Genomic DNA, 19706 nt, shown 5'->3' with positions numbered 1-19706 from the left:
AAAAATAAATTAGTTAATAGCATCACCTCGCAGCTCACGATATTTTTTTCGCGCATCGACAAAAAAGATACTATCTGCGTGGTTAAAAATTAGTTTTTCATAAAGTTCTTTGGCTTTCTCGGGCTCATTATACACTGTGGTATATAAATTGGCTAATGCAAATAAGGCATCATCAACCAAAATATCATTTCCATAAAACTCTATGATTTTAAGATAATTTAATTTGGCTTTATCGTAGGCTCCTATCTTTTCATACAGCTCGGCTTGTCTCATAAAGGCTTCGTCTTCAATTTTTTCACCCTTATGATCAGTCAAAATCTTTTCATACATGGCAATGGCAGCTTCGGTTTTATTTTGATAGCGTAACAAATCTGCTTTTGCGAAAATCTTAAGCGCTGTTTGGGTGGAATCTTCTAAAGAATTATCGCTGATAAGTAAACTAAGCTCCATAGCATCGTTTGCAATTAGTTGAGAGGTAGAAGATTTTAATACATTTAATTGGGTCTGTGCCCACGTAAAGTCACCTTTGTAATAACTTGTCTGTGCCACTTTAAAACGTGCATCCTGAGCTAAAAAATTATTTTTTAAAGCATTTTGAACCTGAGTATAATAAATAAGCGCTTGATTAAACTTTTGGTCTAGAATCAAAATATCGGCCATTTCCATTTTAATACGTGAGGTTTGAAACCTTGAGAGGCGTTCAGTTTCTAATAAGTTTTTTAGAAATTTAAAGGCTTTTACTTTTTCATCTAGATAAAAAGCAATAAAATGTGCGTAATCAATTTGCAGTCCTATGGTTTCACGTCCCGTTCCATAGGTTTCAAAGACAGCGGTGTATTGACTCTCGATAGCTGGATATTCGGGTTTTGTGGCGCCATCAACGTTTGATTTCAAAATAATTTTGTGAGCAGTAAGTTTTAGATCGCTTGATGCCGCGGGATTATCCAGAATATAATCAAGAATAGTAGTAGCCGATTTGATATCTTTTTCGGCAATAGCAATTCGAGCAAGTTCTATGATGCCCTGTAATCCTTCATCTTTGCGTTTAAAAATGGCTTTTTCTTGAGCAAAAGCTTTTTTAAAATCTTTTTGCTGCACGAACAACCAACTTAACATTTCGTTATAAATGATATCTGGATTTTGCTGTAATTTCTTAATCAGTAGTTTTCTAAAAATCTGATTCGCTTCATTCATCGGATCGTCGGTCACATAGGCGCTAAAGTTACGTCGCACAATGTTTTGATAATTGGGCTGTAATTGTATAAGCGTAAGATAACTGTTAAACATTTTTTCAAGCTGTCCTTGCTCTCCATAAATTTTTGCGAGTTGGATATTAAAGTTAGCTCCTGGATTTGCAGTCATTCCTTTTTCATAAGTTGCTGCTGCGCGATCCAATAAATTGTATTTTTCAAATGTTTGAGCCAATGTATAAACACGATTTATATTTTGATAATTCGCAGTGGTTAATGCTTGATCATATAGTTTATTGGCTTCTTCGATACGTTGTTGTATCTCAAAATGATGTCCCAGCTCTACATATAGTTGAGAAGAGTTTTGTGAACGTTCGATAGCAGTTCGAATTAATTTTTCGGCTTCATCAAATTGTTCGAGTTGTTGTTGGCATTCTACAAGACCCAGAATGTAAGTAACTCTCGAAGAGTTTTGCGTATATAGCTGCTTGTAAATTGTAAGCGCTTTTTCAAATTGACCTTGTTGCAAATAATTTTTGGCCAATTGTTCGGACTGGCTCACGGCTGTGAAGCTAAGTAAAAACAGAAAACAAAAAAATAGATTGCGCATACGACAAAAGGTTTTTTGTAAAGATAGGTACAAAGTAGTGAAGAGGCAAGCACTTCGTTTATAGGCAGTAATGATAAGATTCTTTTTTGTTTACGTTTGCTTAAGAGGGTAGCTTTAATACAAAGCTTTTAGATGATACATAAAAATCCCTTCTTTACTGAATAAGAAGGGATAGAAAAATATTTTGATCGCTGCCTAGGACAAAAGTTTTTTGTTACTCAATATATTCAAAACCGCAGTACGGTACAAGAATTTCGGGAATCTTAATACCTCGCTCTGTTTGATAATTTTCTAAAATTCCTGCGAGTACACGAGGTAAAGCCAAAGAACTTCCATTAAGTGTGTGTGCCAATTGATTTTTACCATCAGCATCTTTAAAACGCAATTTTAAACGGTTTGCTTGATACGATTCAAAATTAGAAACAGAACTGATTTCTAACCAGCGATCCTGAGCTGTAGAAAACACTTCAAAATCATATGTTAGTGCCGCTACAAATCCAGTATCCCCTCCGCATAAGCGTAAAATTCGATACGGTAATTTCAATTCGTCCAGAATTCCCTTTACGTGTTCCATCATACCTTCAAGGGCTTCATACGAATTTTCTGGTTTTTCAACACGTACGATTTCAACTTTATCAAATTGGTGCAAACGATTTAATCCGCGCACATGAGCTCCATACGAACCAGCTTCACGTCGAAAACAAGGTGTATATGCAGTACATTGAATTGGCAAATCAGTTTCTTGCAATAATGCGTCTCTAAAGATATTGGTCACAGGAACCTCTGCTGTAGGTATCAAATAAAGATCGTCGCCCGTAACATGATACATTTGACCTTCTTTATCTGGTAACTGTCCTGTACCGTATCCCGATAATTCATTAACGAGATGGGGTACTTGATATTCTTTATACCCAGCAGCAATGTTTTTGTCCAAAAAATAGTTGATCAACGCACGTTGTAAACGAGCACCTTTACCTTTGTATACTGGGAACCCAGCGCCAGTAATTTTAACACCCAATTCAAAATCTATAATGTCATATTTTTTAGCAAGTTCCCAATGGGGTAACGCACCCTTTGCTAATTTAGGAACTTCGCCCGCTGTAAATATTTCTTCGTTATCCTCTTCATTTTGGCCATTAGCAACAGATGTATGCGGAATGTTAGGAATGGTGAATAATAACTGTAACAATTCATCCTGAGTGTTCTGTAAAACTACTGCCAACTCTTTAGAAGACTCTTTAAGCTGAGATGTTTTTTCTTTAAGCAAATTTGCTTTTTGTTGCTCACCATTTTTAAATAAAATACCTATCTCCTTGGATAGTTTGTTCGAATCAGCCAAGGTATTGTCTAACTGTGCTTGTGTGGCACGACGTTTTTCATCCAATTCGATAACCTGATCAAAAACAGGAGCAGCATCAAAGTTACGCTTTGCCAATCCTTTGATATAAGCTTCTTTATGAGTTATGATGTTTTGTACTAGTAGCATATTATAATTTTTGGGCGATCATACCAAGTATGCCGGGCTATTCACGGTATCTTTTTATGACAGAAAAGGTGCTCAATAGCCTCAATCGTTTCATAAAAAGGATGCTGTTGCTATCCCTATCGCGATGAAAAAAACAAATGTAAAGAAAAGTGTGGGTTTAAGAAACCAAAAAGGAAAAGATAATAGCTATAAACATTTGATTAATGGACTACGAGATAGATGTCTTTTATATATAAAAAAATAAATACTAGTACTTCATTTGTATCTATTATAATATAAATTTATTTTAAAAACTATATATTTATGGTATTTCATCTAAAAAAATATACATTTTGTCGAAAATTTTAAAAAAAGGGGAAAAAGCCCCTCTCAGTTTATTTTTTTAATAAAATATTAACTTTATGTTTGTAGGATAAAATGTTAACCAATTTAAATGTATTGTCATGAGAACGGCTTTGATTCTTTTACTATTTAATTTTTTATTCATGAATAGTCAAGAAGAAACAAAACTATCGTTTCCCAAGGTCTATCCTATAGCCCCCGAAGCGACCAAACAAATGAAATATGGGAATATTCCTGTTAATCTAGCCGCGGGAAAAATTGATTATTCCGTTCCAATTTACACTATTAAAGTTGGTGAATTTGAGTATCCAATATCCTTATCATATAACTATTCCGGACTTGTAGTTCAAGAAGATGTTGGATTAGTAGGTCTTGGATGGTCTTTAAATGGTCTAGGTTTGATTACTAGACAGATTAATGGCAATCCAGATGAGTCGATGTCGTTTGGCTATATTGGCGGAAACATGGATAACCCAAATGGTGTTGGGGTTAATTTTGTAGAGCCATATTACAAACAAGAGCTGTCACAGGGGGTATTGAAACAACTTTTTGAAAATTCAGCAAACGGCCAATGGGATACTGAGCCAGATAAATTTATGATTAAAGCATTTGGAGCACAAGGTTCTTTCTATCTTAATGCTAAAGCAAAACCTGTTTTTATGCCACAAAAAAATTATAAAATTATTTTCGAAAATAATTTTTTGGGAAAAATTACGGTTATAAACGATCTAGGTATTATATATGAATTTGATGCTATTGAACACGCTTTGAACAAATACCCCACATCAGTTCATAATTATATATCAGGTTGGTATTTAACTAAGATAAAATTCCCAAACACTTCAAAAGAAATTTCGTTCGTGTATGATTCATACAATTATACTAAGACTAGCTACACTGAAACTAAAAGTACCGTGCAGGGAAGTGGTTGCAGTCAAATTGTAACTAATTCATGGATAAGTAATAGTAATATTACTGTTATACGACCCAAAATATTAAGAAAAATAGTTTTTCCTGAAGGTTCCTTAGATTTTAGTAATAAAATAGATTCGAACGGCGCGATGTTAGAAAAGATAGAACTTGTGAACAATCAGGGAGACATGGTAAGTCAGTTTAATCTCGAATACTCAAATTCAATTCCTTCAGCACGTAAGACATTACAGGCTATTACCAAATCTAAAGGGGAATCTATACTGCCATATTATAGTTTTGAATATTATGGAACGCTTCCAGAAGTAATAGATTATCGGTCTCAAGATTATTGGGGGTTTTATAATGGAGCTAATAATTCAGGACGTTTAGAAGGTTTAATACAGGGGAATCGTGAAATTTCTTTTGAGGACACTCGTATAGGAGCTTTGAAAAAAATAGTGTATCCTACTAATGGATATACAAAGATCAATTATGAACCAAATGAAGTTCCATTTGGGACCTCAAATGTATACAATGGTTTAGGGGATTATGTTCCTGAATTTGATGGTATGATGATGATAGAGCTAGACTCTGATGATTCAGGGACATTAAACACCTTAGAAAAAACAATTACTATACCCACGGATAATCATATCTTTTCAGTTGATTTATTTGCTGGATGTTATGGTAATTATGGTATGTCTGAATCTACAGTTGAAATTTCTGGAGCTTTCAGTGACTATAAATCGACTAATCGCCGTAGATTAATGGTTACAATGGAGCTGGGTGGCGTCGGATCTAATGTAGGTTCAAATGAGGAAGCTCGAAGAGTTGATGATAGTTTTGGTCTGTATTCTTTTATCACATCATCTGAAAAAAAAATTACAGTTTCTATGAATATTATTGCTGCTAATGCTCGTGCCAGAACATATGCTTTGATTAGATATGTTAAGAGAAAACCTCCGGGAGCTATATTGTTTACGACTATAGGAGGTATTCGAATAGCTAATACTGTCGACTTTAATACTCCTAATGATTCAATATTTAAAAGCTATAAATACCTGAAAGAGGATGGAACAGGTAGTGGCTCTTTATCCAGTCAAACATATATGAGAACAACTCAACAATATGAGGGGTGCTTCAACTGTAATGTTTATAATGTACATGCTTATAGTAATTTGCCTTTTTCAAATTTTCAAGGGAACTCCGTGTATTATAGTAGGGTTGAGATCTTAAACAAGGGGGATGAGGGTAATGGTAAAAAAGTACAATATTTTAGCGGTGGAGGTGGCCGTGGAGGAGCTAATTTTATCTACAAAGATACAAAAGACTGGCGCTTTAATAAATATAAGGAAGAGGGTTTCGCAAATAAAAATAATGTATTAGTAAAGGTTTATAATAACAAACTCAAAAATACAATAGAATATCCGTATCCACTAAACGAAGCCCTATCTAATAATACGCTTGCAGTTGGCTTTAGAGCACAAAAAAAGTTTTTGAGATATCAATTTTTTGCTGGTTGTAATCCTATCACGACGTTTTCTGAGTCCGATTATAGTTCAGAAACTATATATCATCGCTCTGAATTTTATCATAAGAAAGAAGAGGAAAAAACTAACTATTATGAGCATGGGGAAATTAAAAATATTACCCTATACGATTACAAACCATATCTAGGTTATCTATCAAAAATTAAATTTATTGATTCTCTTAGAGATACCAAATCACAGCATCTAATTTATCCTACAGACGAGAATAATACTACATTAATTAATGCAAATATTTTGGCAAAACCTACCCTTGTTAGTAACTATACTGATTCGAATAATAATCAAAGTATAGAAGCTTCAGAGAAGACATTATCACATAAAACAAATTATCAAGTATGGAATAATAAATTTGTAGTTCCACGGATTATTCAAAGTGCTAAGAATAATAACTTATTAGAAGATCGACTTTTTTATCATAAATATGACGATTTAGGAAATTTATTAGAAATCTATAACGAAAAAGGAATACATACCTTGTTTATTTGGGGTTATAAAAATACGTTACCTATTGCCAAAATTGACAATGCAAGTTACGATATGATGCCAGAATCAGTTCTGGATAAGATAGATTCGATTAAAGAAGTCTCGGATAAAGAGAATTCTAAAAATGAAGAGATAACATTACAAGGTTTGCTTCAGGAATTACGTGAGGATCCTTATTTTTCTTCATCTCAGGTTGCGTCTTCTACCTACGACCCTCTTATTGGAGTTACTAGTATGGCTGATGCCAAGGGTGTTGTTCAATATTATGAATATGATGAATTTAATCGTCTGCGATATATTTTGGATGATCGTGAACAGATACTCAAAAAGATAAATTATAATTATGAGGGTGGAGTTGCAAGTATGTATAACCTATCTTTAAATATAAATAGTCCACTGGCCATTGTACCAAAAAAAGTTATTACATTCTCAGCAATAACATCCAGTTCTATTTCAACGTCAAATCTAGTGTATACTTGGTATATAGACGATCTTCAAGTAAGCTGCGGAGCAAACTCGGTATTCAATAAAACTTTTCAAACTGAGGGGACTCACAAAATTACAGTATCTATCTATGATAGGGAGACAGATAAGTCCGTGAGTACATCAAATGTTATTAATGTCAAATATCCGAACTTAAATCAACCAATTCTTAATGTAACCTACAATGATGTATTAAAGGGGTCCAATATTCCTTTGATATTATCTAACATTGGTGGAGGCTCAGAGGATTATAGATTTGAGTGGTACCGCAATGGGATTAAACTAACAAGCCAAGAAAATTATACCTACACTAATAGTACACAAGGTAGACATGAATTTTTTGTTAAAATTATAGATAATATAACAGGGAAATCTATTCAAAGTGCACCAGTAATTGTCTATTCACACCCTCCACTTTCCTCTCCTATAATTACAATTTCTAAAAAACATATTATAAAAGGATCCACCGTTAGTTTCTCTGCCTCAGGCATATCTGGTGGCTCTGGTAGTCGTAGGTACGAATGGTATATTAATAACACAAAACAAAGTGCTACGGGTACTACCTTTTCCTATAAATTTAACACGAGTGGTACTTATACCATACGTTTTAAAGCTATAGACCTAAGGATACCAAGTCATGCTACCTTTAATACGGGAACAGCCATGGTCTATGTCTATAATTCTATGTATCTATCAGCCTCACCAGTAAGCGGCAATTTAAATCAATCCGTTAGAAGTATTACCTTCAACTTATCAATCAACGGTGGTTCTGGTACAATAGACCCAGTAACATGGACTATCAGACAAGTGAACCCTTCTAACGTATCCACTTCAAATAATACCAGTACAACCTTACAATTTACATCATCAACTACTGGGGAATATATTATATCCGCTAGGGTTCGTGATAGTAAAACGGGACAGATCAAATCCGTTTCTATGTCTGTTATAGTTACGATGCCCGATGATGGAGGAGGGGCTGAACATGAATGGTAAACAATCTTAAAACTTAAAAATGAAAAATTATATATTTTATTGTTTCTTTACGATATTTTTACCTGCATCAGCTCAGGTATCCTTATCAGATAAGAATTATATACATAACATCCTACCGCAACAGGGAGTAACTAAGGCGGAATTAGATGTCTCACAATGTACAGATGTTCTTATTAAACGTATTGAAAACATCACCTATTACGACGGGCTAGGCAGACCAAAACAACAAATCGCCATTAAAGGTTCTTCTGATGAAAGAGATATCGTGACGCATATTACGTATGATGCTTATGGAAGACAAGAAAAACAGTACATGCCCTATGTTTCAAATACCCCCGCGGGTAGCTATAAAACTGTCAACGTCACCAACGATATTAATAGCTATTACTTAAATACCTATCCAAAAGATTTTCCAGGTATTACGAATCCAACGGAAGTCAATGCCTATTCACAAAGTATTTTTGAACCCTCACCACTCAACCGCGTGTTAGAACAAGGCGCTCCGGGAACAGCCTGGAAAGCCAATCCTGCCACTGATACCGATCACACCATCAAATTTGGTTGGGATACCAATACAGCAGCAGAAGTAGTTCGTTTTGATGTAACCTTCGCTGATCCTGCAAACACCGAAGTGCCCTCCCTTACCAAAGTCGGTGACTATGACGCCAATCAACTTTATAAAACAATCACCAAAGATGAAAACTGGACACTCACCGATGGACAGCTACATACCACTGAAGAATTTAAAGACAAGCAAGGAAAGGTTGTTTTAAAAAGAACCTATAGCGCTTCTTCCTCAATAGTAACTAGAGGTATTACAGAAACTATAGATACCTATTACGTGTACGACGTTTTTGGAAATTTGACCTATGTTATTCCGCCCAAAGTCAAAACAAGTGACGGGGTAGATGCTACAGAGTTATCCGAGCTTTGTTATCAATATCACTATGATTATAGAAACCGTCTTATCGAAAAGAAAATACCAGGTAAGGGCTGGGAGTATATTGTCTATAATAAACTAGATCAGCCAATTCTTACACAGGACACTTTGCTGAAACAAAAGGATCAATGGTTATTTACCAAATATGACGCTTTTGGCAGGATTGCTTACACAGGTAAACTTACAATTCCTACTAAAACCCGAAAGCAAATCCAGATTGAAGCCAATGCCTTTGCTCAACACCTTTGGGTAAAGCCTGCAGCTCCAGCATTGATTGGAGGTACTACGCTTTATTATAACGATGGTGGGTACCCAAAAGTACAAAGTGGCGAAGTCCTGACCATAAATTACTACGATAATTATGACTTCTTAGATGCTACTCCTGTAGCACCCTTTGCATCACCCGCGAGTGTGTATGAAGAACCGATAAGTAATCGCACGAAGACACTGGTCACAGGAAGCAGGGTAAAAGTTTTAGGAAAGGATAAGTGGACCACTACGGTGACTTATTATGATAAAAAAGCAAGACCCATTTATATCGCCAGTCAGAATGAATATCTGGAGACTACCGATGTTATAAAAAACAAACTTGATTTTGTAGGAAAAGTATTAGAAACCAAGACCACCCATACCAAAGGTGATAATGCTCCTATTATAACGATCGATACTTTTGAATACGATCATATGGGGAGACTGCTTAATCATAACCAACAACTCGATGGAGGTGCTATAGAACAAATTGCTCACAATACGTACGACCCGCTGGGGCAATTACAAAAGAAATATGTAGGTGGTGTGTATGATAGTCTGCAACCCGCAAAAGGCTTACAAGAAGTTGATTATCATTATAACATACGCGGCTGGCTTACTGGAATCAATGATGCCAATAGCTTAGGGAGCAAGCTCTTTGGTTTTGGAATTAATTACAATACTACAGAAACTAATCTGGGAGCCACAGCGCTTTATAACGGAAACATCAGCGAAACCCTTTGGCAAACGGCAAGTGATCAGACTCAGCGAGCTTATGGCTACCAGTATGATCCGCTAAACCGTATTACCGCAGCAAAAAGCTCTAGCGGTAACTATGATCTGAGCAATCTTACTTACGATAGTATGGGCAATATCAAAACACTAGATCGTACAGGTCACATAAATACGGACGCTACCCTTTTTGGAAAAATGGATAGTCTAAATTATCGTTATGATACAGGGAACAAGCTCCTAGCGGTTACCGATAATCGAAATAAAGCTTTTGGTTTTAAAGATGGTAGCAACACAGGAGATGATTATGCGTATGATGCCAATGGGAATATGATTAGCGATGCCAATAAAGGGATCACTAAGATCACTTATAATCATTTAAATTTACCTGACACCGTTACAGTAAACAGTACTGCTCATACCGGAAATATTACGTATATTTACGATGCCACTGGGGCTAAACTAAAAAAGATTAGTACTGATGGGAGTTCTTTTACAACTGAATATGCGGGCAATTATATTTATGAAAATGGAGAGCTTAAATTCTTTAATCAACCCGAAGGCTATATCGAACCAAGTACGGTTAGTGGATATGATTATATTTATCAATACAAAGACCATTTAGGAAATATTCGATTGTCCTATACCGATATAAATAGAGATGGGCAAATCGGCGGTGAACAAACCGCTCCACCAGTGTGTAATCCAACTTCATTAGGTTACGATACAGTAGCGGATGGTTGGTCTTCCAGACCTGCAACTAGTTCTCCTATGATTGAACCAGCAATGGTGGAGACTGGAGGTACTGTAGTGAGTACTAGTAATGCAATCAGTGATTTTTTCACAGGTTTTAATATGGCAAATGCTACGTTTAACGGGACAGTAGGTGTGCGTTTACAGGCAAACCCTTCAAGCAATTTAGTGAATAAGTATATGCGATACGAAATTAATTTTAGTAATGCTGTTACGGGATTGAAGTTCTCCTTAGTTGACATTGATAAAAGAAGTTTAGGAGATAGTAACGATTTTACAGATCGAGTAAAAATTACAGCATTCTATAAAGGTAATCCAATTACTCTGTTATCAGGTATACATTATACCATAGGATCGGCTGTAGATGATATGGGGAACGGTGTTTTTGAAGGAAACATACAAGTTTCTTCGGGTACTGAGGCTAACATTAATTTAAATTTTATAGAATCTGTAACTTCTATTTTAGTAGAATTTACTAACGTTGGTCCCAATACTTCTACTGGAGCCACAGCTATGTTAGTTTCTAACTTACAATGGGATTGTAGCATTGATGATATTGCCACTTCTGAAATCAGAGAAGAAAAGCATTATTATCCATTTGGACTCGAACATAAAGGGTACAACTCGCTGATTACAGGGCGAAACCATAACTATCAAACCTTCCAAGGGCAAGAACACACAGAAGATTTAGGTTTAAATGTTCACGAATTTAAGTATCGTTTTCATGATCCTTCAATTGGACGTTTTTGGCAAGTTGACCCATTAGCAGAAGATTATCTATATAATTCAACTTATGCTTTTGCGGAAAATAAAGTAATAGCAAATTTTGAATTAGAAGGACTAGAAGCCGTATCTATACATACGAGAGCTTTTCATCCTGACAAAACTTTTGGTGGTGGTTTTTCTGGTGATAATAGAGGTTTTACAACTTCATCAAATGTTACTTCAAGAGTTCGTCAGTCTGTAGCTATAGATTTTGACCAAAGTACACCAAGTGTATCAGGCGGTCAACAAATAAGTGATACAAGTCATCATCCTATTTTAGGAGTTGATACAGCACCTACAAAAGAGGGATTGAAAAATGTACGAACAGGAGAAATGAGCACAGGAGCTAAACAAGTGAGTTTTCAAACTGAAATTGAAGGAGCGAATCCACTAACACCAGCATTTATAACACCAAATATTGATGTTGATGGTGCTTTTTCTATATCTTCTAACCAAGAAACAGGAGTTTTAAGTATATCTGCAAATATAACAGGAGATAATTTTCCTTCTGCAGAATCATTTATTAGTGATAGTGCAGGAAACTCTGTTTTTATTGGTGTTAGCGCTTTACAAGGAACTCCATTAGATTTAAAAGGAGAAGGAGGAAATAACAGAATAAATAATAATTTACAAATAAACTTCAATTCTGATGGTGCTTTTCAAAATGTAAATTACAATGGGCAACAGTATAGTATCCAGGATTACAATAAATTATTTGAAACACAAAACCCAAACGGTAATTAAAAGATGAAAACATATTTAAAACACTTTTTAGTAATTCTCTTTTTTACTTGTCTAATTGGATATTTCCTTTCAATAAAAGAAAGCTTTGAAGCACTTAAATTAGAAGGGAGTTATTTTGAGAATATTGGAAGAACACTTGAATATTTTTTCTTAGGTGTTTTGTGGTATGTTTGGTGGTTTTATTTTATTATCTTATCATTAATTTTAGCAACGATAAGCACCTTCATATTCAAAAGGATAAAATCAAGATAAAAATAAGAACCAGTTATAGAAATGTAGCTGGTTTTTTTATACCCTATAGAGAGGACACATTTTTATTAAAGAAATCTTTAAACTTCTTTTTGGTAAGCATCGTATCAATGATTTTAAGAATGGTAGATTTATCTTCTTCGTCAAGTTGATTGATAAGTTTAAACTGTTCGTTCTCGCTTTTATCTTCTAAAATTACTTCTTTGGGCGTGGTATTTTCATCGTGATTAATAATGTCATCAATAGACATATTAAACAGGTTAGATAATATCTTAAGTTCAGACACTTTAACCTCTCTCATATCTTTTTCAACCTTAGAATAGGACGATTTATCAAGGTCAAGTTCTAAGGCAACTTCTTTTTGAAGTAAACCAAGCTTTGTACGAATAGTTTGTATGTTTTTACCAATACTCATGGTACAAAAGTAGAGATAAACTCTATAAATATCAATAAATAGAAAATATATTGATTATTTAGTAGAATTATTATCTATTTAAAATTATATTTGTAGTAGAAAATATATCTACAAATAATTATGAGTGCTTTAAATACCACCAATCCCAACAATTATAGCTATCAAACAAAAGACCTAGAAATCCATGTTTTGGGTGGTATTAAGTTCAATAATCTAGAGCGTATGCGTGTCACATTAAGTATCAAAAAGCCTCAAAGTCATAATGTAATGCGCCATAGTATCGACTTGTATAATGATACGATGATCGAGAAGTTTGTTAGAACTATTGCCGAGCGTATAGAAATAGGCACAAGCATTACCAGAAAAACATTACAAGATCTCACTAGTGAGTTAGAACAATATCGTATTGATGAGATCAATAAAGAGAATCAGCAAGAAGAACCTATACCCGAATTATCAGGCAAAGAAAGACAAGCAGTAATACGGTTTTTAAAATCTAAAAACTTACTACAAAAGACAAATGAATTAATAGGACAATCCGGAGTAATCGGAGAAGAAACCAACAGATTATTAATGTACTTAATCTTTACAAGCCGTAAAATATCAAATCCATTGCATTGTATTAGTCTTGGTAGCTCGGGAGTTGGTAAAACGCATTTACAAAGTAAAGTTGCTGAGTTAATCCCCGATGAAGATAAAATAGAAATTACAGTATTATCGGCAAATGCCTTTTATTACTTCAATCGTACAGAACTTAAAAACAAATTAATCTTAATCGAAGATTTAGACGGAGCAGAATCTGTACTCTATCCATTACGAGAATTACAATCTAAAAAGCGAATTACTAAAACGGTAGTGCATAAAGACCGAAAGGGAAATACCAAAACAATCCACTTAACGGTAGAAGGCCCTGTGTCTGTAGCAGGTTGTACCACGCAAGAAAGTATTTACGAAGATAATAGTAACCGTAACTTTTTATTATATATCGATGAATCCAGTAACCAAGATCAAAAGATCATGCAATACCAGCGGAGAGCCTCCGCAGGCAAAATAAATAAGGATGATGAATTTATTGCAGCTAGATTTTTACGAGATGTACAAAGAACCTTAAAACCTATCAAAGTAATCAATCCCTATGCAGAATATCTAGACCTCCCACAATCCGTATTTAAACCACGAAGAACTAACAGTCATTATCTACAATTTATAGAAGCTGTTACCTTTTACTGCCAACATCAACGAGAGAAAAAATATGATGAGCAAACAGGCGAAGAATATATAGAAACTACGATCGAGGATATACAACAAGCTAATGAAATCATTAAAGAAGTATTGCTTAGAAAAAGTGATACCATTACAGGAGCATTACGTAATCATCTAGAAAGACTTAAATCTTATCTAAAAAAGAATAATCAAACCACATTTACAAATACAGAAATCAGAAGAAATTTACGAGTAAAAGAAACGACTTTGCGTAGATATAATAAGCAATTACAAGAAGAAGGTTATATACGAAGAAAGAAGAATGCCAAAACCAAAAGTTATTGCTTCGAGGTCATCGATATCCTAGAATATGACACACTCAAATCTCAAATAGATACAGCATTAAATACTTGTTTGGATCGTCTCAATCTCGCCAGTTCGCCACCAAGTCGCCACACCTCAAATGGCGAGGTTAATAATAAGATAATTAGTGAGTTATAATCAACTCGCTACTACTTCCCAAAAAACACATACCGTATGAAAAAAGCGGTGAGCCACCGCAGGCAATAAAATGAAAAAACTAAAATTAAATAGTACCAATTACAATGCATTATTAATCTCCTTTAAGGAGTGGTTAGATATCTTAGGGTATGCAGAAACTACAGTTTATAACTTACCAAACCATCTTAGAGAGTTCTTTTATTGGTTAGAGTGCCGCGGGCACAGCGATATTAATACTATTACCACACAAGATGTCACTAATTATTATAAAGTCTTAAAAGAAAGAAGTAACCAACGTATCGATGGCGCACTTAGTAAATCCTATCTTAATAAACACCAACAAGCACTAAAGAAGTTTAGAGAATACCTAAAAAATCACAATCATAAAGGGATCAACATACATTTAAAATCAGAGAGTCAACCCACAGAAGAGCGAATCAATATTTTATCACAATCAGAAATCAAAGAGTTGTTTGCAGCTTGTAATTATAGTCATAAACGACAATGTATTAGAATACGAGATAAGGCACTCTTAACGATCTTCTACAGTTGTGGACTTCGTAGAAATGAAGCGGTACACTTAGACATCAAAGATGTGCTGTTTGATAAGCAGCGTATCTATGTTCGTAAAGGGAAGAATTACAAAGAACGTTTTGTACCGATCAACAAATACAATCTAGGAATCTTAGAAGAGTATATCTACGATGGCAGACCAGATTTTAATATCAAGGATAATACAGAAGCTTTATTACTCAATCAACACGGTACACGATTACAAGGAATGAGCTTTGCCAATCGATTACAAGCTATTGTAGCAGCCACAGAAAACAAAATCATTATAGAAAAGCACATCACACCACATACACTACGACATTCTATTGCTACCCATTTATTGCAAAAAGAAGTACCACTAGAAAGTATCAAACATTTTTTAGGGCATAGCAGCTTAGAGAGTACACAGATATATGTACACCTTGCAAAGCAAGATCGATAAAATTGTCATTCCTGCGAAGGCAGGAATATACACATCTTTTAAAAAGCATAAAACATGAAAACATATAACATTTATCTAGAAGAAGAAGGTTATACTCAAAAGACTATTACATCAAAAAAGAGAGAGCAACTTTATTTTACCAAATGGTGCAAACGACAATCTACAACCCCTATAGAAATCGATTATAAAACTTGTTTAAAGTACATCAAACATCTAACTAGAAAAGGTAATAGCAAGCGAACTATTAATCACAGATTATCGAGCCTAAAAACTTACTTTACCTATCTGATTAGTGAATCCTATCGAATAGATAATCCAATCGAAAACACGAATGTACGAGGAACACAACGAACGATACATTACAACTTATTAGAATCCGAAGAACTTGAATACTTGTATTACAGTTATGCTACAGACAACTATCAAGAAATATATCACAGCTACACAGCAAAACGTAATAAAATCATTGTTGGTTTACTTGTGTACCAAGGATTAGATACCGCAGACTTAAGCAAATTAAAAGTAGAAGATGTACAGCTTAATAAAGGTAAAATCTATGTTCCTAGTAGAAAACGAAGTAATGCCAGGGAATTAGAGTTAAAGCCTTGGCAAATGATGGATTTTATGATGTATCTAAATGACATCAGACCTCACTTATTAACACGATTAAATAGTGACAGTAACAGGCTCTTCCCATCTGGAGAACGATTTACAATGACCCATACGATTATTAAAAAACTAAAGAAAGTAAATCAAAAAGTAGAAAGTGCTAAACAGATCAGAGCATCAGTAATTACAAACTGGTTAGGTCAATATAATCTTAGAAAAACACAGGTAATGGCAGGACATAAATACATCAGTTCTACAGAACGATACTTGCAAGATGATCTAGAAAATCTACATGAAATTATCAATAACTTCCATCCAATACACTAAAAACAACATAAAAAGTACTTTTTTAAGTACTTTTTATTATCTTTGCTTTATGGAAACAGTAAATTATACAGATTTTCGTTCAAATCTAAAACATTGGTTCGATAAAGTTGTCAATGATGTAAGCGATATCATTATCAAGCGTAAAAATGGTAAAGACCTCGTATTAATATCATTGGATGAATACAACTCATTAAAAGAAACTACCTATCTGCTAACAGGAAAAAATAGAGATATTTTATTAAACTCTATCAAAGAATTAGAAGCAGGTAACGGTATAGAAAAAGATTTAATCGAATAGATGAAATTAACTTGGTCTACTTCTTCTTGGGAAGATTATTTGTATTGGCAAAAAGTCGATAAGAAAATAGTAAAACGAATAAACGAACTCATTAAAAGTTGTATGCGTACTCCTTTTGAAGGCATAGGAAAACCCGAAGCTTTAAAAGGAGATTTACAAGGATATTGGTCAAGGCGTATTACATCAGAACATCGGTTGGTTTACAAATACGAAAAAGATCAATTATTGATAGCAGCTTGTCGTTATCATTATGGTAAATAAGCCAAGTGAGTCGGCTACCGCCTCCAATTAGTTATTATTACATCAGCCCGGAAAAGGGCTTTTGTAATAAGCTGTTATAAGGTGTTCACTTCGCTCTACACTAGGCTTGCTCCCGGGCGTCACCGGGATGCTACACTTCCAAGGCTTCTGCTATGTTCACCCGTGGCTACTCTGTCTTGCTTCAAGCAATCCACCGCCACTTCATGGGCTACGCCGCTTGGTCACAGCCTAGTCGATTATTTATGTTGAAGTTAATATCTGATAAATAAGAAAACATAAAAATCGTCTGGCACACAAAACCGTTACACTCTTTTTTGTGTGTCGGCTGCTCCTCTCCGCTAGGCTCTCGCCTTGTTCTGCGTTCGCCACGCAGGCATCTTCAATCGCCAGATGGCTATCATTTTTTAAAGCTGAAGATTACTGGTCGCACAAATCCACCGCCTAAATCTTCAGCTTTAAAAAACGTTTTTCCTCTCTTACGGAAAAAAGAATAACGTTTTGAAAAGTATCGGAAGTGCGCTGGTGGCTGTAGTAGCTGACTTCCGATGCTTTTTAAAATGAAACAACCAAAGGGCGTTAGCTATCCATAAAATTGCTCAAAATGCCACTAGAGCCATCTAAATCACGTCTACGACACGATTATGAGGGTATAATATTATAGTATCTTCCGTAAAAATAGTTTGTTAGAAGTCAGAATCTTCAGTTATAGGAGTCTGTGTGCGGCTATTTTACATAGTTGCGTTATAGACCCTGACTACAGGGAAGAGCGACTATAACTACCAATTATGTAAAGATAGCTTTGATCATGCGGCTGGCTTTAATGGGAAATTACTATTTTAGCTAGTGCAAGGATATATGAAGGTGGATCGTTCTTATGAAAAATTTTTGGAGGTAAACCGCTGAAAACTGACCCGTAGTTGAAAAAAACGCGTAAACTACTATCCTTTTGGACTCGAACATAAAGGGTACAACTCGCTGATTACAGGGCGAAACCATAACTATCAAACCTTCCAAGGGCAAGAACACACAGAAGATTTAGGTTTAAATGTTCACGAATTTAAGTATCGTTTTCATGATCCTTCAATTGGACGTTTTTGGCAAGTTGACCCATTAGCAGAAGATTATCTATATAATTCAACTTATGCTTTTGCGGAAAATAAAGTAATAGCAAATTTTGAATTAGAAGGACTAGAAGCCGTATCTATACATACGAGAGCTTTTCATCCTGACAAAACTTTTGGTGGTGGTTTTTCTGGTGATAATAGAGGTTTTACAACTTCATCAAATGTTACTTCAAGAGTTCGTCAGTCTGTAGCTATAGATTTTGACCAAAGTACACCAAGTGTATCAGGCGGTCAACAAATAAGTGATACAAGTCATCATCCTATTTTAGGAGTTGATACAGCACCTACAAAAGAGGGATTGAAAAATGTACGAACAGGAGAAATGAGCACAGGAGCTAAACAAGTGAGTTTTCAAACTGAAATTGAAGGAGCGAATCCACTAACACCAGCATTTATAACACCAAATATTGATGTTGATGGTGCTTTTTCTATATCTTCTAACCAAGAAACAGGAGTTTTAAGTATATCTGCAAATATAACAGGAGATAATTTTCCTTCTGCAGAATCATTTATTAGTGATAGTGCAGGAAACTCTGTTTTTATTGGTGTTAGCGCTTTACAAGGAACTCCATTAGATTTAAAAGGAGAAGGAGGAAATAACAGAATAAATAATAATTTACAAATAAACTTCAATTCTGATGGTGCTTTTCAAAATGTAAATTACAATGGGCAACAGTATAGTATCCAGGATTACAATAAATTATTTGAAACACAAAACCCAAACGGTAATTAAAAGATGAAAACATATTTAAAACACTTTTTAGTAATTCTCTTTTTTACTTGTCTAATTGGATATTTCCTTTCAATAAAAGAAAGCTTTGAAGCACTTAAATTAGAAGGGAGTTATTTTGAGAATATTGGAAGAACACTTGAATATTTTTTCTTAGGTGTTTTGTGGTATGTTTGGTGGTTTTATTTTATTATCTTATCATTAATTTTAGCAACGATAAGCACCTTCATATTCAAAAGGATAAAATCAAGATAAAAATAAGAACCAGTTATAGAAATGTAGCTGGTTTTTTTATACCCTATAGAGAGGACACATTTTTATTAAAGAAATCTTTAAACTTCTTTTTGGTAAGCATCGTATCAATGATTTTAAGAATGGTAGATTTATCTTCTTCGTCAAGTTGATTGATAAGTTTAAACTGTTCGTTCTCGCTTTTATCTTCTAAAATTACTTCTTTGGGCGTGGTATTTTCATCGTGATTAATAATGTCATCAATAGACATATTAAACAGGTTAGATAATATCTTAAGTTCAGACACTTTAACCTCTCTCATATCTTTTTCAACCTTAGAATAGGACGATTTATCAAGGTCAAGTTCTAAGGCAACTTCTTTTTGAAGTAAACCAAGCTTTGTACGAATAGTTTGTATGTTTTTACCAATACTCATGGTACAAAAGTAGAGATAAACTCTATAAATATCAATAAATAGAAAATATATTGATTATTTAGTAGAATTATTATCTATTTAAAATTATATTTG

At 34.5% G+C, this 19706-nt stretch carries 12 protein-coding genes and 1 pseudogene; 9 read left to right on the top strand and 4 right to left on the bottom strand.

The window, feature by feature from the left end:
- Positions 1-9: 9 nt before the first annotated feature.
- Both ACE939_RS12025 and serS read right to left on the bottom strand, forming a co-directional pair.
- A complete protein-coding gene (locus ACE939_RS12025; RefSeq protein WP_378185827.1) occupies positions 10-1752 on the bottom strand; it encodes a tetratricopeptide repeat protein in 1743 nt (580 codons plus the stop codon).
- A gap of 262 nt (positions 1753-2014) precedes the next feature.
- Positions 2015-3286 carry a serine--tRNA ligase gene (gene serS / locus ACE939_RS12020; protein WP_378185826.1) on the bottom strand — a complete coding sequence of 424 codons (1272 nt, stop codon included), beginning with the start codon at positions 3284-3286 and terminating at the stop codon, positions 2015-2017.
- Between the two features lie 485 nt (positions 3287-3771).
- Here serS and ACE939_RS12015 point away from each other — a divergent pair, with 485 nt between their 5' ends.
- Both ACE939_RS12015 and ACE939_RS12010 read left to right on the top strand, forming a co-directional pair.
- Positions 3772-8052 (top strand): hypothetical protein, encoded by a 4281-nt coding sequence (locus tag ACE939_RS12015; RefSeq protein ID WP_378185825.1) that lies wholly within the window; start codon positions 3772-3774, stop codon positions 8050-8052.
- Between the two features lie 19 nt (positions 8053-8071).
- Positions 8072-12235 carry a DUF6443 domain-containing protein gene (locus ACE939_RS12010; protein WP_378185824.1) on the top strand — a complete coding sequence of 1388 codons (4164 nt, stop codon included), beginning with the start codon at positions 8072-8074 and terminating at the stop codon, positions 12233-12235.
- 295 nt (positions 12236-12530) lie between these two features.
- Here the strand turns inward: ACE939_RS12010 and ACE939_RS12005 are convergent, their stop codons facing one another.
- On the bottom strand, positions 12531-12899 hold the full coding sequence (locus ACE939_RS12005; protein WP_378185822.1) for a helix-turn-helix domain-containing protein: 369 nt from the start codon (positions 12897-12899) through the stop codon (positions 12531-12533).
- Between the two features lie 120 nt (positions 12900-13019).
- Between ACE939_RS12005 and ACE939_RS12000 the strand changes: the two genes are divergently transcribed.
- From ACE939_RS12000 to ACE939_RS11970, 7 genes and pseudogenes are all read left to right on the top strand, one after another.
- On the top strand, positions 13020-14603 hold the full coding sequence (locus ACE939_RS12000) for a hypothetical protein (RefSeq protein ID WP_378185821.1): 1584 nt from the start codon (positions 13020-13022) through the stop codon (positions 14601-14603).
- A gap of 70 nt (positions 14604-14673) precedes the next feature.
- Positions 14674-15597: a tyrosine-type recombinase/integrase gene (locus tag ACE939_RS11995; RefSeq protein ID WP_378185820.1), complete on the top strand. Its 924-nt coding sequence runs from the start codon at positions 14674-14676 to the stop codon at positions 15595-15597.
- 54 nt (positions 15598-15651) lie between these two features.
- A complete protein-coding gene (locus tag ACE939_RS11990; RefSeq protein WP_378185819.1) occupies positions 15652-16533 on the top strand; it encodes a tyrosine-type recombinase/integrase in 882 nt (293 codons plus the stop codon).
- Between the two features lie 49 nt (positions 16534-16582).
- The gene (locus ACE939_RS11985) at positions 16583-16831 is read left to right on the top strand and encodes a type II toxin-antitoxin system Phd/YefM family antitoxin (RefSeq protein WP_201924093.1); all 249 of its coding nucleotides are present in this window, start codon (positions 16583-16585) and stop codon (positions 16829-16831) included.
- Positions 16832-17092 (top strand): Txe/YoeB family addiction module toxin, encoded by a 261-nt coding sequence (locus ACE939_RS11980; protein WP_378185818.1) that lies wholly within the window; start codon positions 16832-16834, stop codon positions 17090-17092.
- A 948-nt stretch (positions 17093-18040) separates the two neighbouring features.
- Positions 18041-18268: pseudogene (locus tag ACE939_RS11975) on the top strand (RHS repeat-associated core domain-containing protein); the annotation flags it as partial.
- A 246-nt stretch (positions 18269-18514) separates the two neighbouring features.
- Positions 18515-18949: a hypothetical protein gene (locus ACE939_RS11970; RefSeq protein ID WP_378185823.1), complete on the top strand. Its 435-nt coding sequence runs from the start codon at positions 18515-18517 to the stop codon at positions 18947-18949.
- Between the two features lie 295 nt (positions 18950-19244).
- Here the strand turns inward: ACE939_RS11970 and ACE939_RS11965 are convergent, their stop codons facing one another.
- A complete protein-coding gene (locus ACE939_RS11965) occupies positions 19245-19613 on the bottom strand; it encodes a helix-turn-helix domain-containing protein (protein ID WP_378185822.1) in 369 nt (122 codons plus the stop codon).
- Positions 19614-19706 lie beyond the last annotated feature (93 nt).

It is taken from the genome of Aquimarina rhodophyticola (genome assembly GCF_042434915.1).
Taxonomy (GTDB): Bacteria; Bacteroidota; Bacteroidia; order Flavobacteriales; family Flavobacteriaceae; genus Aquimarina.
This window is presented reverse-complemented; position numbering and strand designations above follow the sequence as displayed.

What these genes read in the sequence shown, in the direction of transcription:
- serS (WP_378185826.1), bottom strand. Translation starts at nt 3,286, where the DNA reads ATGCTACTAGTACAAAACATCATAACTCATAAAGAAGCTTATATCAAA.
- ACE939_RS12015 (WP_378185825.1), top strand. Translation starts at nt 3,772, where the DNA reads ATGAATAGTCAAGAAGAAACAAAACTATCGTTTCCCAAGGTCTATCCT.
- ACE939_RS12010 (WP_378185824.1), top strand. Translation starts at nt 8,072, where the DNA reads ATGAAAAATTATATATTTTATTGTTTCTTTACGATATTTTTACCTGCA.
- ACE939_RS12005 (WP_378185822.1), bottom strand. Translation starts at nt 12,899, where the DNA reads ATGAGTATTGGTAAAAACATACAAACTATTCGTACAAAGCTTGGTTTA.
- ACE939_RS12000 (WP_378185821.1), top strand. Translation starts at nt 13,020, where the DNA reads ATGAGTGCTTTAAATACCACCAATCCCAACAATTATAGCTATCAAACA.
- ACE939_RS11995 (WP_378185820.1), top strand. Translation starts at nt 14,674, where the DNA reads ATGAAAAAACTAAAATTAAATAGTACCAATTACAATGCATTATTAATC.
- ACE939_RS11990 (WP_378185819.1), top strand. Translation starts at nt 15,652, where the DNA reads ATGAAAACATATAACATTTATCTAGAAGAAGAAGGTTATACTCAAAAG.
- ACE939_RS11985 (WP_201924093.1), top strand. Translation starts at nt 16,583, where the DNA reads ATGGAAACAGTAAATTATACAGATTTTCGTTCAAATCTAAAACATTGG.
- ACE939_RS11980 (WP_378185818.1), top strand. Translation starts at nt 16,832, where the DNA reads ATGAAATTAACTTGGTCTACTTCTTCTTGGGAAGATTATTTGTATTGG.
- ACE939_RS11965 (WP_378185822.1), bottom strand. Translation starts at nt 19,613, where the DNA reads ATGAGTATTGGTAAAAACATACAAACTATTCGTACAAAGCTTGGTTTA.